The following is a 14,969-nucleotide window of genomic DNA, read 5'->3' as shown; positions in this document are numbered from 1 at the left end:
CCGGCGGATACCTGCTGCATTCTGTGAGCGTCACAGGATGGTTCACAAAGGCGGTCCCTCGCAGTCGCTGCTGGAGCGAACGTGAAGGTCTTGCAGCGAATGCTCGGACACGCGAGCGCTGCGATGACACTCGACACTTATGCGGACCTATTCGACAACGATCTCGAGGCCGTGGGGCAACGCGCCCGATCAGGCACGATCCGCGGCAAATGTGGGCAAAGTGTGGGCACAAGCCGACCGACCACCACGACACGCGATCGCAAAAAGGCCCTGAACTGGCGATTTACACCAGTTCAGGGCCTTTCCCTACGGCGGAAGCGGAGGGATTTGAACCCCCGTTGGTGTTACCCAAGCTCGCTTTCAAGGCGAGTGCATTCGGCCGCTCTGCCACGCTTCCGTGGCAAATCCTAACCGCTGCGGGCACCTACTGGTCGGAGAGGGCTTCGTCGATGCGGCCGAAGATTCTTGCGAGGGCTTTGACCTGGGTCTTACCGAGCAGATCGATGAGATTGTTCCGAACATCGTCGACGTGGGTGGGTGCGGCCTCCGCGAGCCGGCGACGACCTTCGTCGGTGACGGTCGCGAGCACACCCCGGCCGTCGTCCGGGCAGGAACTCCGGACGACCATGCCGTCGTCCTCCATCCGGCGGATCTGATGCGTGAGACGGCTGCGGGACGAAAGCACACCGTCGGCGAGGTCGCTCATGCGCAGAGACCCGTCGGCGGTTTCGGAGAGCATGACGAGTATTCGGTACTCGGCGAGCGACAATCCGTGCTGCTCCTGCAGATTGCGGTTGAGAACGCTCATGAGCCGATTGGTGCCGTCCATATACAGACGCCACGCATTCTGCTCGTCCGCAGTGAGCCAGTTCGGGTCGTCGCGTTCGCTGTTCACGCGGGCAGTGTAATAGCGAACCGACGCAAAAGTTACCGGCCGGTCAACCAACGCGACGTCCGCCACAGGCGTGAAATGATCTTCGAGTCCCGCGGTGCTCGTTCGCTGCCGGCTTCGATCGGACACGCACACACGCAGCGCCACGGGATCGGGCAGGGCGCGATAGCGTCGAACGCATGCACGCAATCGTTGTCAACGAACCCGGCGGTCCCGAAGTCCTCCAGTGGGCCGAGCACCCCGACCCGGTGCTCGGCCCCGGACAGGTACTCCTCGATGTCGTGGCGACGGCGGTCAACCGCGCGGACCTGCTGCAGCGCCGGGGGCTGTACCCGCCGCCTCCGGGCGCCAGCGAGATCCTCGGCCTCGAATGCTCGGGTGTGATCGCCGAGCTCGGGGAAGGCGTGAGCGGCTGGCAGGTCGGCGACCGGGTGTGCGCGCTCCTCGCGGGCGGCGGCTACGCCGAGCAGGTCGTCGTTCAGTCCTCCCAGTTGCTGCCGGTCCCCGAGGGCATGGATCTCGCGGTCGCGGCGTCGCTACCCGAGGTGGCATGCACGGTGTGGTCGAACGTCGTGATGGTGGCCGGGCTCGCCCGCGGTGATGTCCTGCTCGTCCACGGCGGTGGCGGCGGCATCGGCACGCACGCGATTCAGGTCGGCAAGGCGCTCGGCGCGACCGTTGCGGTCACCGCGTCGGCGGGCAAACTCGACCGTTGTCGCGAGCTCGGCGCCGACCTCGCGATCGACTATCGCAGCGAGGACTTCGTCTCCGTGGTGAAGAAGCAGTACGGCGGCGCGAACGTGGTGCTCGACAACATGGGCGCGGTATATCTGTCGCGGAACATCGACGTCCTCGCTCCCGACGGCACCCTGGTGGTGATCGGCATGCAGGGCGGCACGAAGGGCGAGTTGAACCTCGGCAAGCTCCTCGCCAAGCGCGGCAGCGTCACCGCGACCGGCTTGCGCGGCCGTCCCGACCACGGCAAATCCGGTAAAACCGCGATCGTCGCCGCCGTACGCGAACATCTGTGGCCGCTGATCGAGGAGGCGAAGGTGCAGCCGGTTGTCCACGCCGAACTCCCCATCGCGGAAGCGGCGAAGGGCCACGAACTGCTCGATTCACCGGAAACGGTGGGCAAGGTGGTGCTGCGGGTCAGGGGGAACTGAGCCCGCTCACAGGTTCCGGAGTTCGCGGACGAGCTGGTCGATCTCGAAAGAGGTGGTGTAGGGCGCGAGACCGACGCTGACGGCGCCGCCCTCGTCGCTCACCCCCAGCGAATCGAGCAACCGGCTCGTTCCGCGGGCACTGGCGACGGTCGCGATGCGACGGTCGGCCAGATGCCCGGTGACCTTCTCGGCGGGCACGCCGTCGACGGTGAAGCTGAGCGTGGGGACACGGCTGGGGGCCCGGCCGAGCACGATGACGCCCGTCAGGCTGTCGAGCTGACGCATGAGCCGGTCGAACAACCGGTCCTGATAGTCCTGCATCGAACTGATCGACGCCTCGAGCCGCTCGCGTCGGCTGCCGGTGGCGTCGTCGTCGAGCGCCGCGAGGAAATCGATCGAGGTCGCGACACCGGCAAGCAACGCGTATTGGTGCCCACCCACCTCGAGCCGCTCGGGTCCGCGGGCATGCGGGTCGAGCGACAGCGCGGGAATACGGTCGAGGTGCGACGGATCGGCGAAGACCAGCGCACCGACCTGTGGGCCACCCCACGCGGCGGCGTCGACGGTGAGAATGTCGGCTCCGAGATCGCTGATGTCGACGTGCGCGTACGGAGCGGCGCCGGCGGCGTCGACCACCATGAGTCCACCCACCTCGTGGATGAGGTCGGACACGATCCTCACATCCGGAGCAGAACCGACGACGGACGATGCGGCCGACAACGCCACGAGCCGGGTCGTGGGGGTGATCAGCTCCTCGTACTGCCACGCGGGGAGATCGCACGTTTCGATCTCGACCTCGGCCCATCGCACCTGGGCGCCGTAGCGGCTGGCGACGCGCAACCACGGCGCGATATTGGCTTCGTCGTCGAGTCGCGAAAGCACCATGCCCGTGCCGAGACCGAGCCGCGAGCTCAGCGCCTCCGCCAGCCAGGCCAACAGCACCGCGTGGCTGGAGCCCAGCACGACACCCGCGGGGTCGCCGCCGACCAGTTCGGCAACAGCGTTGCGTGCGTTGTCGAGGATCACCGCGCTTCGACGGGACGAGATGTGCCGTCCGGAGGCGGAGGAGGCGGCGTTGCGGAACGCAGTGGACACCGTGCGCGACACCGCGTCGGGGATCTGCATACCCGCCTGTGGATCGAGATGAATCCATCCGTCGCCGAGCGAGGGGATCAACCCCCGAATCCGGGCAACGTCGTAAGCCATGCGTGACACTCTAAATCCCGGTGTCAATCGACGGTCGCCCACGCCCGGGGAAGCGCGAAACCGGTGGGTACGCTCGAACCCGAACCAGCGACATTCCGCACAGTCCCCCGCTGCGGCGGCGATACCCGATGTGAAGGGACACTATGTAGTTATGACCCAACCGGACAAGAACACCGTTCTCGTGATCGGCCCGGACGGCAACCCCGTCCAGGTGCCCCGACCCGAAGCCCCCGCCGACGCTCGTTCCGAGCAGACGAGCGAGAACGCGGAGAACCCCGCCGATCCACTGACCGGCATGGTCGAGCAGCCCGCGAAGGTCATGCGGATCGGAACCATGATCAAGCAACTCCTCGAGGAGGTGAAGGCCGCGCCCCTCGACGATGCGAGCCGCACCCGCCTCAAGGAGATCCATCACTCGTCCATCCAGGAACTCGAACAGGGCCTCGCCCCCGAACTCCGCGAAGAACTCGAGCGCCTGGCGCTGCCGTTCAGCGAGGACTCCGTGCCGTCCGATGCGGAACTACGGATCGCACAGGCCCAGCTCGTCGGCTGGCTCGAAGGACTGTTCCACGGCATCCAGACCGCACTGTTCGCCCAGCAGATGGCCGCACGCGCCCAGCTCGAGCAGATGCGTCAAGGCGCCCTGCCTCCCGGTCTCGGCGGTCCGGGCTCCGAGCAGCAGGGCCGTGGCCAGCACGGCACCGGCCAGTACCTGTAGGGCACGCGCCCGACGTGGTCGCGTCGGGCCGCCCGGTAGGCTCGGAACTCGTGTCAGCTTCAGGAGCAGCCTCGTGAGCCATGTGAGCATCGAAACCCGCAACGCGTGCGTCGACTTCCCGATCTTCGACGCGAAGACTCGGTCTCTGAAGAAGGCGTTCCTCGGCAGGGCCGGTGGCGCGATCGGCCGCAACAGCTCGGACGTTGTCGTCGTCGAAGCACTCCGCGACATCACCATGTCGTTGAAGGAGGGCGACCGCGTCGGGCTCGTCGGGCACAACGGTGCCGGTAAATCCACATTGCTCCGGTTGCTGTCGGGCATCTACGAGCCGACTCGCGGCGCCGCCCGCGTGCGCGGCCGGGTGGCGCCCGTCTTCGACCTCGGTGTCGGGATGGACCCCGAGATCTCCGGTTACGAGAACATCCTGATCCGAGGCATGTTCCTCGGCATGTCCCGCAAGCAGATGCTCGCGAAGGTCGACGAGATCGCCGAGTTCACCGAACTCGGCGACTACCTGCAGATGCCCCTGCGCACCTACTCGACCGGCATGCGGGTGCGGGTGGCGCTGGGTGTCGTCACGAGCATCGACCCGGAGATTCTGCTGCTCGACGAGGGCATCGGCGCAGTCGACGCCGACTTCATGAAGAAGGCGCGCGTGCGGCTGCAGGCGCTCGTCGCGCGTTCCGGCATCCTCGTGTTCGCCAGCCACTCCAACGAGTTCCTCGCCCAGCTGTGCGACCAGGCCATGTGGATCGATCACGGCCGGATCCGCGAAGAGGGCGACATCGAGCACGTGGTGCGCGCATACGAAGGCAACGAGGCGGGAGACCACGTCCGCAAGGTGCTCGAGGAACTCGAACGTGAACGCGCCGCCCAGGCCGGTTCCGGCGCCGCAGCTGCGACGGGCTCGAACGGTGGCTGACGAACGCATCATCGGTGTCGTCGTCACCCACCGTCGACGTGAACTACTCGCCGCATCGCTGAAGGTCCTGTCGGCGCAGACCCGTCCGCTCGATCATCTCGTCGTCGTCGACAACGCCGACGAGAGCGCGGTGCGTGAGCTCGTCGAGGCCGTCGACCTGCCCACCACCTACCTCGGTTCCAAGCACAATCTGGGCGGCGCGGGCGGTTTCGCGCTCGGCATCCTGTACGCACTGTCGCTGGGAGCGGACCGGGTGTGGCTCGCCGACGACGACGGCCGGCCGGAAGGCCCCGACGTTCTCGCGACGCTGCTGGACTGTGCGCGGCGCAACAATCTCGCGGAGGTGTCGCCGGTCGTCTGCGACATCGACGAGCCCGGCCGGTTGGCGTTTCCGCTGCGCCGCGGGGTGGTGTGGCGACGGTGGCGTCACGAACTCGGCGAGGAGGACCTGCTGCCCGGGATCGCGTCGCTGTTCAACGGTGCACTGTTCACTGCCGCCGCGATCGACGCCGTGGGCGTGCCGGACCTGCGGTTGTTCGTGCGCGGCGACGAAGTGGAGGTGCATCGCCGGCTCGTGCGCTCGGGTCTGCCGTTCGGCACCTGCCTGCAAACCGCATATCTGCATCCGGACGGCGCCGACGAGTTCAAGCCGATCCTCGGCGGTCGCATGCACACCCAGTTCCCCGACAACGAGACCAAGCGCTACTTCACCTACCGCAACCGCGGGTATCTGCTGTCCCAGCCGGGACTGCGGAAGTTGTTGCCCCAAGAGTGGATTCGCTTCGGGTGGTACTTCCTGATCACACGCCGGGACCCCGCGGGGCTGCGCGAGTGGGTGCGGTTGCGCAAACTCGGACGCGAGGAAAAGTTCGAGCGTCCCTGACGCAGGGAACCTCACCGAGAGATCTCGAAAACCGCTCACGGGCGTCGGCGCTTCGTCCTACACTTGCCGCCACCGCCTCACTGGGAGCCTGCGATGACATCTCGTCTCGACTCACCGTCCACCCTCTGCGCTGCGTTTCGGGCCACCGCGTCCGCGTATCCCGACAACATTGCGTTGCGCACCCCGGACGACTCGGTCCGGTACACGTGGCGGCAGTACTCCGACAAGGTTCGGTCGCTCGCCGCGGGCCTCGCAGGTCTCGGTGTACAGCACGGCGACACCGTCGGGATCATGCTGACGAACCGCCCCGAATTCCACCTCGTCGATACCGCCGCGATGCACCTGGGCGCAGTGCCGTTCTCCATCTACAACTCGCTGACCGCCGAGCAGATCACCTATGTGCTCGGCAACGCCGGCAACCGGGTGATGATCTGCGAGGAACAGTTCGTTCCCGTGCTGCGGAAGGCACTCGGCGACACGAAGGTCGAGCATCTGGTGTGCATCGACGCGAAACCCGAGGGCACGTTGTCGCTCGACGACGTGGAGGCCGCCGCCGACCCGTCGTTCGACTTCGAGGCGACGTGGAAGGCCGTGCAACCGTCCGACCTGCTCACCCTGATCTACACGTCCGGCACCACCGGGCCTCCCAAAGGCGTCGAACTCACTCATGCGAACCTCATCACCGAGATCGAGTCGACCAGCACAATCCTGAAGACCGGTCCCGACGACCGGATCGTCTCCTACCTGCCCGACGCGCACATCGCGAACAGGTGGGGCTCGCACTATTCGAGCATCTACACGGGCATGCAGATCACGACGCTCGACGACCTCAAACAGGCGATCGCTGTGCTGCCGAGCGTGCGGCCCACACTGTTCGGTGCCGTTCCGCAGGTCTGGTACAAGCTCAAAGCCGCAATCGACAAGACCCTCGCCGAGGAATCCAGCCCGGTGAAGAAGAAGCTCGCCCTGTGGGCGATCGATGTCGGACGCAAACGCGCCCGGTTGCAGTCCGATGGTAAGCCGGTTCCCAAGTCGCTCGAGGTGCAGCACGCCGTCGCCGACAAGCTGGTGCTCTCGTCGATCCGGGCCAAGCTGGGTCTGGACCAGGTGCGCGTCGCCGTCACCGGCGCAGCCGCGATCTCACCCGAAGTCCTCGAATTCGTTCTCGCCCTTGGCATCCCGTGCTCCGAGGTGTGGGGCATGTCGGAGACGTCGTGTGTGGTCACCATGAACCGGCCCGATGCCATCCGGATCGGGACAGTCGGGCAGGTGGTGCCCAACGCGCAGGTCAAGCTGGCCGAAGACGGCGAACTCCTCGTCGCCGGCCCACTGCTCATGCACGGATACCGCAACGATCCCGAGAAGACCGCCGACACCATCGACCGGGACGGATGGCTGCACACCGGCGACATCGCCGAGATCGACGCCGACGGTTACCTCCGTCTGATCGACCGCAAGAAGGAACTCATCGTCAACGCGGCCGGAAAGAACATGTCGCCGGCCAACATCGAGGGTGCACTACGCGCCGCGTGCCCGATGCTCGGCGGCGCCGTCGCCATCGGCAACGACCGTCCCTACAACGTCGCGCTGCTCGCCCTCGACCCCGACGGCCTGGCCGCTTTCGCCGAACAACACGGACTGACCGGCACGCATGAAGAACTCGCCCAGCACCCCGTCGTCCTCGACTTCATCGAAAAGTGTGTGCAGGAAGCGAATACGAAACTGTCGCGGGTCGAGCAGATCAAGAAATACTCGGTGCTCTCCACCGTCTGGGAACCATCGGGCGACGAGTTGACGCCCACGATGAAGCTCAAGCGCAGGCCGATCGACGCCAAGTACGCGGAGGAGATCGACGGGCTCTACGCTGCCGGATGACACGCATTCGCCGGCTCACGAGGAGGCACGCTTCTCCGGTGGGTCCGGGCCGTCGAATCCGCGTGGCCCGGGAGCGTTGAGACCGTATCGGACACCGATCATCCGGATGACGAAGCACAACGTCGCAGCACCGAGTGCCGCCGGTAGCTTCGGTACATCGAGACTCATGCAGACGACGATGACGGTGGCCGCAACCATCGCGGGAATCGCGTAGAGCTCGCTGCTCAACACGACCGGCACCCGACCGATGAGCACGTCGCGCACCGTCCCACCACCCACGCCGGTGATCGTGCCGAGGATGACGGCCTGCATCGGGCCGAGCCCGAAATCCAGCGCCTTGGCCGCGCCCGTCACCGCGAACAGGCTCAGACCCAGCGCGTCGAAAACGGTGATGGGTTTCGACAGTGGTTCCAGCTTGCTGCCGAAGAACGCAAGGAGACTGCCCACCGCAGCGACCGCGAGGTAGCGCCAGTCGCTGAACGTCGCGGGCGGCAGGTCGTCGATGATGATGTCGCGGATGATGCCGCCACCGAGCGCGGTGGTCATCCCGAGCGTCACGACGCCGACGATGTCGATTCGGGTGACGCGGACCGCGGTGAGCGCTCCGTTGAGCGCGAACGCGAAAACGCCTGCAAGGTCGAGTACGAGCAGCAACGTACTACCGGTGGTCACCTCGGTGTACCGCCACCCGTCAGGTACGCCAGCGCCGCGACGATCAGTGCCGCAGTTCCGGTGTCGAGCGTGGGTTGCAGCACCGGCGCGAAGCTCGCCGAATGGTTGACGGGAATGTCCTGCGCGACGCGACCCGCGACGGCCGCCTGCCTGTACAACTCGGGTTCGATGCCACCGATACCCCAGTAGGTGTAGGGAATTCCGAGTGCGCGCGGCAGGTCGCTGAAGTCCTCGCTCGCGGTCTGGAGGGGAAGTTCGCCGGCGTCGGCGCCGAAATATTCGGCGAATGCGGCCGCGACCGTCTCGGTGACCTCCGGGTCGTTGTCGGTCGCGGGATACTGGTCGAACAACTCGAATTCGGGTGGCCGCGGCGACCGGGACGACTCGCATTCCGCCCTGACGATCCGTTCGATGGCATCGAGAATCCCGGATCGGATGTCCTCGTCGTACGTGCGGATGTTGAGCAGGATGGTCGCGTGGTCGGGAATGACGTTGCTCTTCGTCCCGGCCTGCACACTGCCGACGGTGAGTACCGCCGGCTCGCCGGGTCGTGTCTCGCGGGAGATCACGGTCTGCAGCCGAATCACGATCATGGCTGCGAGAACGACCGGATCGATCGACGCCTGTGGCATCGATCCGTGTGCGCCGCGGCCGTGGACTGTGATTCGCATGCTGTCGGCGGCGGACAACACCGCGCCGCTCCGGGTGCCGATAGTTCCCGCCGGGAGTGCGAGCACGTGCTGGCAGAGGGCGACGTCGACCTTTCCGACGATCTCGGCGAGACCGTCGTCCACCATGGTCCGGGCTCCGTCTGCCACCTCCTCTGCGGGCTGGAAGACGGCGACCAGCGTGCCGTGCCAGTCGCCGGTGCCGCGCGCGAGCAGTTCGACCGCCCCCAGTAGGCAGGCAACGTGGACGTCGTGGCCGCACGCGTGCATGACCGGCACCTCGGTGCCGTCCGTACCGGTTGCCGTCACCGCCGCGGCATACGGCAGGCCGGTTTCCTCCCGGACCGGGAGAGCGTCCATGTCGGCACGCAACAGCACCGACGGGCCGTCGCCGTTGTGCACGATCCCCACGACGCCGGTGCCACCCACGCCGGTGTGCACCTCGCACCCGAGCGCCCCGAGCCACTCGGCAACGGCAGCGGCCGTCCGTGTCTCCTGATGCGACAGTTCCGGATGAGCGTGCAGGTCGCGGTAGAACTCCTCCTGCCGGTCGCGAATCCCGTCGAGCCGCTGCAGTACGGACGGTGCTGCCGAAATTGTCATGCACTTTCCTCCCGAGACGTGCACTCCAGTGTGCCCCCCGGCTCACCGGTCGGGGTCGCTGTCGATCCTTTCGACGTCGTCGGCGACCTCGGGGATCTGCGAGACTTCCTCCGGGCCTGCAAGCCTCGGAGGAGTCAGTGTCGACGCGTAGTCGTGTTCGGAGGAATATGGGAGGAACCCGAGGTGGGCCTCGTAGTGGTCCAGGACGTCGTTGATCATCTTCTGTTCGGTCGATCCCATGAGGTCGTAGCCCTCCGACCCGGTCTGGGTGAACACTTCCAGCCGGTAGTAGACGTCGATTTCTCGAGCCATGCTTCGGCCACCGAACATCGGTACCGGCGCCTCGACTCCCGCGACCTGGTACTGGAAGTCACGATGCTCCTCCATATCGACGAGGAGCGTGTGTGCATCGATGCCGGTCTCCTCGTCCGGTGTGACGGTGAGGTCCGCTCGGTACCCGAGTTCGTTGAACTCGTCCGCAACTTCGCGCAGGGCCGGGTGGATCACCCGTTCCGCGAATCGCGCCACCGCCTTGTTCGTCGGATAGGACCGCAAGCCGCCCAATCGCTGTCGCCATGTCTTCTCGGGCGTCTGCCCACCGTGCACGGCTGCCGTTCGACGGCGCAGCATCCGCCCTTCGCGCTCGGCCCGCTCCATCCTCAGGACCTTGGAGAACGAAGCCATGACGAGATAAGCGATGATCGTCACCGGCAAGGCGAAGATGAGGGTCGCGTACTCCATGGTCGTCACGCCGCCCGCAACAAGCATGGCGACCGTGAGGACCGCGGTGACCAGTGCCCAGAAGATCCGGAGCCACTTCGCGCCGTCCACCGCGGGGTCGGGTATCGACGACGAGAAGTTGGACATCACCATGGCCCCGGAGTTTGCGCTGGTGAGATAGAACAGCAGGCCGGACAGGGTCGCCAAACCGATGAGAAATGTCGCGCCCGGAAACATCTCGAGCAGCGCGTACCAACCGTGTTCGGGACTGTCGATGGCCTGCTGTGCGAACCCGTCGTTGCCGCCGAGGACCTTCCGCATGGCGCTGTTTCCGAAGAGCGACACGATGAAGAAATCGCAGAGTACCGGGGCGGTGATGGCCGCGATGACGAATTCACGCAGCGTTCGTCCGCGGGAGATCCGGGCGAGGAACAGTCCCCACGAACGGCCCCCATGCCAGCCAGAACGCCCAGAAGAACAGTGTCCAGCCGGCCATCCATGCCGAGCCGTCCTCCTCGTAGGCGAAGGTCTGGAGTGTTCGTTCGGGAAGGGTGAGAACGAAGCGGCCGATGTTCTCGACCATCGCGTTGAGCAGGAACGCGGTCTCGCCGGTGACAAGGATGTACAGCATCATCGCGCCGGCGGCCCACAGGTTGAGCTCCGAAACGAGGCGGATCCCCCGGTCTATACCGGACGTGCACGCCGCAACGGTCATGAGGACCGCGACGAGAACCAGCGCGATCTGCAGCGCGAGGCCCTCCGGTAATCCGAACAGGGTGGCGAACCCGACGTTGAGCAGCACGACGCCGATTCCCATCGAGGTCGCGACGCCGAAGACCGTTCCGACGAGGGCGAAGATGTCGATGATGTCGCCGGTCGCTCCGCGCACTCGTTTGCCGAGCAGCGGGTAGAGAGCCGCCCGGATCGACAGGGGCATGCCCCAGCGATAGGCGAAATATCCCATGGCCATGCCCAACAGTGCGTACATGGACCAGCCGGCGATGCCGTAGGGGAACATCGTCCAGACCACTGCGTCCTGTGTTGCCTCCACGGATTGCGGAGAGGCCGACGGCGGGGATATGTATTGGGTGATCGGTCCGGTGACCGAATAGAAGAGCATGTCGATGCCCACCCCGGCAGCAAAGAGCATGGCCCCCCATGTGAACAGGTTGTACTGGGGACGCGAATGATCCGGTCCGAGCCGGACGCTCCCTTCCTTCGACAGCGCGACCCAGAGAACGAAGAGGATGACCAAGGTGACCGTCAGGACGTAGAACCAGCCGAGGTTCGTGGCGATCCACGTGACGGCCGTGTCCATGGTCTCGGCCGCTCGAGAAGGCATCACGATTGCCCAGATGGAGAAGACGAGGACGATCGCCGCCGCGATGAGGAAGACGCGCCAGTTGATCCGGGGTCCGCGATGCTCAGCCAGCTCGGTCGGCCCCTTGCTCAGCTCCACGCCCGAGATGGGCGGACGGTTTTCGTCGGCCTCGGGCTCCCTGCGTCGGTCGGGCACTCCGAATTGCCTGCGTTCGATCCGGGCTGGGGGGAATTCCTTGTCGGTATGCCGGCCCTCTTCTTCGTCGGTCACCAGCACTCCTTCCTTCTGGGACCGAACCACCGTAGTCCCGCGCAGACGAAAACCTCCCGATCAGCTCCGGAGTGAGCCACGACCACCGGAACAGGCGATCCTCTGCCGCGGGTAGGCTCGGTCGCTGTGTCAGCTCCCTCCCTAGACGACGAACTCCTCGAATCGTCCTCGCGGACGTTCCGTCGTGCGTTCCACGACCTGCGCGACGGCTTCGGTCACCGCGAGTTGTGGTTGCTTCTCGGCTGGCAGGACATCAAGCAGCGCTACCGCCGGTCGGTGCTAGGCCCGTTCTGGATCACCATCGCGACCGGCGTCTCGGCGATCGCGATGGGCGTGCTGTACGGCACGTTGTTCAACCTCGACGTTCCCACGTTTCTGCCGTACGTCGCGCTCGGTTTCATCATCTGGAACCTGATCAGCGGTTCGATTCTCGAGGGCGCAGACGTCTTCATGTCCAACGAAGGCCTGATCAAACAGCTGCCGACGCCTCTGAGCGTGCATGTATACCGGCTGGTCTGGCGACAAATGATCTTGTTCGCGCACAACATCGTCATCTATGTCGGCATTCTCATCGTGTTCCCGCGAACGTTGCACTGGACGGCGTTGGCAGCGATTCCGGCACTCTTTCTGATCGCGATCAACGCGGTGTGGGTGTCGCTGGTGTTCGGCATCCTCGCCACCCGCTACCGCGACATCGCGCCGCTGCTCGGCAGCATCGTGCAACTGCTGTTCTTCATGACGCCGATCATCTGGACCGAGGAGACCCTCGCCGGCACCGGCAACGAGAGCCGCGCCAGGATCGCCGAGATCAACCCGCTGTACCACTTCCTCGACATCGTCCGCACCCCACTGCTCGGTGGCGACCAGCAGCTCTACCACTGGATCATCGTCCTGGTGATCACGGTGCTCGGCTGGGGTCTGGCGCTGCTCGCGATGCGCAACTACCGCTCCCGCGTCGCCTACTGGGTCTGAGACGGGTTTCGGCCTGCTCGAACTGCTCGGGGAACGACTGGTAGCCGGAACCCTCTCGGTGTTCGGCGAGGTCATCGTGCAGTTGCGGTGATCAGGTCAGCGCACGAAACGAATTGCCTGACTGACATTGAACTGCTGGCGCTCGTCCATTCGGAACCCGGCATTCACGAGCCCGGCGTACTCCGGGGTCCACTCGAACCGATGCGGCGGGAGCGTCCACCACTGATTCGACGTGTGGTAAATCCGCTGTTCGGTCATCCGCTCGGCGTCCGCGAAGAACCACACCACCTCGCACGTGGGCAACCGTCCCGCGACAGCCTGGAACGGGAGGTTCTCGTCCCAAAGCCATCCTTCGACGGCCGCCGTGCGCCCCAGCCCCAGATCGCGGGTCCCTGCGAAGGTCTCCGGCCGAGCAGTCGACACCAGCCGTTGCGAGGCCGGATTCCATGCCGCACCGCCGAACAGCACGCAGTCACCCGGTTCCAACCGGCCCGCGACGTAGTCGTTGACGGTGCTGAAGTCCATGCCGCTCGGGTCGGACCACTCGGAGCGCTGCTCAACGAACGACGGCACCGTCAGCAGCACCAGCGCGCCGGTGACACCGGCGATCGCCCACGTCCTCACGGCGACGGCCATGATCGCAGCCGCACCGATCAGCGCCACCGCCGGTGTCGTGAACGTGAGATATCGGTCCAGATAGACCGGGGACGCGACGAGCGAGTACCCGCCCAGCATCACCATCGGCACAAGGATCCATGGGACGGCCGTCGTGAGGACACCGCGGCGCTGTGGGGCCACCTTCGCCTCCGGACGGACGGCAACACCGCCGGTAATCAACACCGTGAATGCCACCGCGAACCACGGGGCTCCCACGAACCACTGGTACTCCCATATGATCCGCGGCAGGTTGCGATCGAGCGGCGGAATCCACGACGTCTGTCCCGCCTGTGCAAACGCCTCCAGAACGAGCGGTGAGGCCGCTACGAATCCCGTCAGGGCAGCTCCGAGCCACGCGAGGCCACGCCCACGTAGGTCACCGCGGAGCGCCACGGCGATCAGATGGGCCGGAATCAGCGCGACCGTGTAGAGGAACAGCACCACGGACAGCGCGAGCACGGCGGCGTAGACCGCCCACCATCGCAACCGTCCCGACCGGCAGGCAACGAGGAGCAGTACGGTCAGCCACACTGCGGCGGCCGCGGACGGCGCATAACTGCGGGCCTCGACCGCAGCCCACGTCACACGCGGCAGCAGTAGGAAGACGACTCCGGCGAGCAGACCCAGCCGTCGGCTCCCGAGCCTCTGGCCCAGCACGACCACGCCGCCCGCCGCGACTCCGACAGCCAGGGCACTCGGCAACCTGGCCGAGAACTCCGAGGCGCCGAACAGTCCGAACCAATACCGCATCGAGACGTAGTACAACCCGTGGACGACATCGACGTTGCCGAGCACTCTGTCCAGGTCGGCGCGGGAGCGGAGCGACACCGAGAGCGTGGCGAGTTCGTCGTACCAGAAAGAGGGTCGCCACGTGCCCACTGCGGCGACGATCGAACCCAGCAATGTGATGAGGACAGCATCCTGCGCGCACACAGTGGTCCGATGGGCCATCGGCCGTTTCCCGTACCGGTGGGCCCGGTTCTCTCGGCTGGTCAGCTCCGACATCGCCTCACTCACCCTCGGACCGAGCGAGGGTGTCCTGCTTCAAGGCCTGCAACGCGCATACCGCGCCGGAGCAGCGCGACGGACCGGCTTCTGGAAAACCGGTGCGGTGAGGAGCCGACATTTTCACGTCCTCCTACGGAATCGGACACCAGCCACCACTTGTTGTAGTCGGCGTCGACGGGGATATCCTGCTTTCAACGTGCCCTTGTCGACGATGCAGTTCGCGACATGTCGAGCCGAGTTTGTCACCAAACCGGGATGCGACGTGTAGGAACTTCTGCTCGCACCCAATTGCTCGCCGTCCGGCCCATCCTCGTTATTCTTGGCTGCCTGGCCAACCCTGTCCCCGACCTATGGAGCACATGTGACCTCCCCCACAGCCCTCACGGCGACGCCGCTCCGGCAGCGCTGGGGCTGGG

At 65.9% G+C, this 14,969-nt stretch carries 11 protein-coding genes, 1 tRNA gene and 1 pseudogene; 6 read left to right on the top strand and 7 right to left on the bottom strand.

The window, feature by feature from the left end:
• Positions 1–312: 312 nt before the first annotated feature.
• Positions 313–397 (bottom strand) — tRNA-Ser (locus Q8814_RS03415).
• A 27-nt stretch (positions 398–424) separates the two neighbouring features.
• Entirely contained in the window at positions 425–895 is a 471-nt protein-coding gene (locus Q8814_RS03410) for a MarR family winged helix-turn-helix transcriptional regulator (RefSeq protein ID WP_330150603.1), read from the bottom strand.
• A gap of 176 nt (positions 896–1,071) precedes the next feature.
• Between Q8814_RS03410 and Q8814_RS03405 the strand changes: the two genes are divergently transcribed.
• The gene (locus Q8814_RS03405; RefSeq protein ID WP_330150602.1) at positions 1,072–2,058 is read left to right on the top strand and encodes an NAD(P)H-quinone oxidoreductase; all 987 of its coding nucleotides are present in this window, start codon (positions 1,072–1,074) and stop codon (positions 2,056–2,058) included.
• Between the two features lie 6 nt (positions 2,059–2,064).
• Here Q8814_RS03405 and Q8814_RS03400 read toward each other — a convergent pair whose 3' ends face one another.
• Positions 2,065–3,264, bottom strand: a complete 1,200-nt coding sequence (locus Q8814_RS03400; protein WP_330150601.1) for a cysteine desulfurase-like protein — start codon at positions 3,262–3,264, stop codon at positions 2,065–2,067.
• A gap of 151 nt (positions 3,265–3,415) precedes the next feature.
• Between Q8814_RS03400 and Q8814_RS03395 the strand changes: the two genes are divergently transcribed.
• From Q8814_RS03395 to Q8814_RS03380, 4 genes are all read left to right on the top strand, one after another.
• Complete coding sequence (locus Q8814_RS03395; RefSeq protein ID WP_330150600.1) at positions 3,416–3,982, top strand: bacterial proteasome activator family protein; 567 nt, start codon at positions 3,416–3,418, stop codon at positions 3,980–3,982.
• A gap of 82 nt (positions 3,983–4,064) precedes the next feature.
• A complete protein-coding gene (gene wzt, locus Q8814_RS03390) occupies positions 4,065–4,904 on the top strand; it encodes a galactan export ABC transporter ATP-binding subunit Wzt/RfbE (RefSeq protein WP_330150621.1) in 840 nt (279 codons plus the stop codon).
• On the top strand, positions 4,897–5,787 hold the full coding sequence (gene glfT1, locus Q8814_RS03385; RefSeq protein ID WP_330150599.1) for a galactofuranosyltransferase GlfT1: 891 nt from the start codon (positions 4,897–4,899) through the stop codon (positions 5,785–5,787). Before wzt ends, glfT1 begins: the two co-directional genes overlap by 8 nt.
• 93 nt (positions 5,788–5,880) lie before the next feature.
• Positions 5,881–7,662 carry an AMP-dependent synthetase/ligase gene (locus Q8814_RS03380; RefSeq protein WP_330150598.1) on the top strand — a complete coding sequence of 594 codons (1,782 nt, stop codon included), beginning with the start codon at positions 5,881–5,883 and terminating at the stop codon, positions 7,660–7,662.
• 15 nt (positions 7,663–7,677) lie between these two features.
• Here Q8814_RS03380 and Q8814_RS03375 read toward each other — a convergent pair whose 3' ends face one another.
• The 3 genes and pseudogenes from Q8814_RS03375 to betT form a co-directional block, all read right to left on the bottom strand.
• A complete protein-coding gene (locus tag Q8814_RS03375; protein WP_330150597.1) occupies positions 7,678–8,334 on the bottom strand; it encodes a trimeric intracellular cation channel family protein in 657 nt (218 codons plus the stop codon).
• Positions 8,331–9,605 carry an amidohydrolase gene (locus Q8814_RS03370; protein ID WP_330150595.1) on the bottom strand — a complete coding sequence of 425 codons (1,275 nt, stop codon included), beginning with the start codon at positions 9,603–9,605 and terminating at the stop codon, positions 8,331–8,333. The genes Q8814_RS03375 and Q8814_RS03370 overlap by 4 nt, the downstream gene beginning before the upstream one ends.
• 42 nt (positions 9,606–9,647) lie before the next feature.
• Positions 9,648–11,916, bottom strand: a pseudogene (betT, locus tag Q8814_RS03365) (choline BCCT transporter BetT).
• 126 nt (positions 11,917–12,042) lie between these two features.
• On the opposite strand from betT, the gene wzm reads away from it, so the two are divergent.
• Positions 12,043–12,888: a galactan export ABC transporter permease subunit Wzm/RfbD gene (wzm, locus tag Q8814_RS03360; protein WP_330150594.1), complete on the top strand. Its 846-nt coding sequence runs from the start codon at positions 12,043–12,045 to the stop codon at positions 12,886–12,888.
• 96 nt (positions 12,889–12,984) lie between these two features.
• Here the strand turns inward: wzm and Q8814_RS03355 are convergent, their stop codons facing one another.
• Positions 12,985–14,496, bottom strand: coding sequence for a glycosyltransferase family 39 protein (locus tag Q8814_RS03355; RefSeq protein ID WP_330150593.1), 1,512 nt, complete (start codon positions 14,494–14,496; stop codon positions 12,985–12,987).
• Positions 14,497–14,969 lie beyond the last annotated feature (473 nt).

The sequence above is a fragment of the Rhodococcus chondri genome (assembly GCF_036327435.1).
Lineage (GTDB): Bacteria > Actinomycetota > Actinomycetes > Mycobacteriales > Mycobacteriaceae > Rhodococcus > Rhodococcus chondri.
The sequence above is the reverse complement of the archived record's forward strand: the minus strand, read 5'-3'. Positions and strand labels throughout refer to the sequence as shown.

What these genes read in the sequence shown, in the direction of transcription:
- Q8814_RS03405 (WP_330150602.1), top strand. Translation starts at nt 1,072, where the DNA reads ATGCACGCAATCGTTGTCAACGAACCCGGCGGTCCCGAAGTCCTCCAG.
- Q8814_RS03400 (WP_330150601.1), bottom strand. Translation starts at nt 3,264, where the DNA reads ATGGCTTACGACGTTGCCCGGATTCGGGGGTTGATCCCCTCGCTCGGC.
- Q8814_RS03395 (WP_330150600.1), top strand. Translation starts at nt 3,416, where the DNA reads ATGACCCAACCGGACAAGAACACCGTTCTCGTGATCGGCCCGGACGGC.
- Q8814_RS03380 (WP_330150598.1), top strand. Translation starts at nt 5,881, where the DNA reads ATGACATCTCGTCTCGACTCACCGTCCACCCTCTGCGCTGCGTTTCGG.
- Q8814_RS03370 (WP_330150595.1), bottom strand. Translation starts at nt 9,605, where the DNA reads ATGACAATTTCGGCAGCACCGTCCGTACTGCAGCGGCTCGACGGGATT.
- Q8814_RS03355 (WP_330150593.1), bottom strand. Translation starts at nt 14,496, where the DNA reads ATGGCCCATCGGACCACTGTGTGCGCGCAGGATGCTGTCCTCATCACA.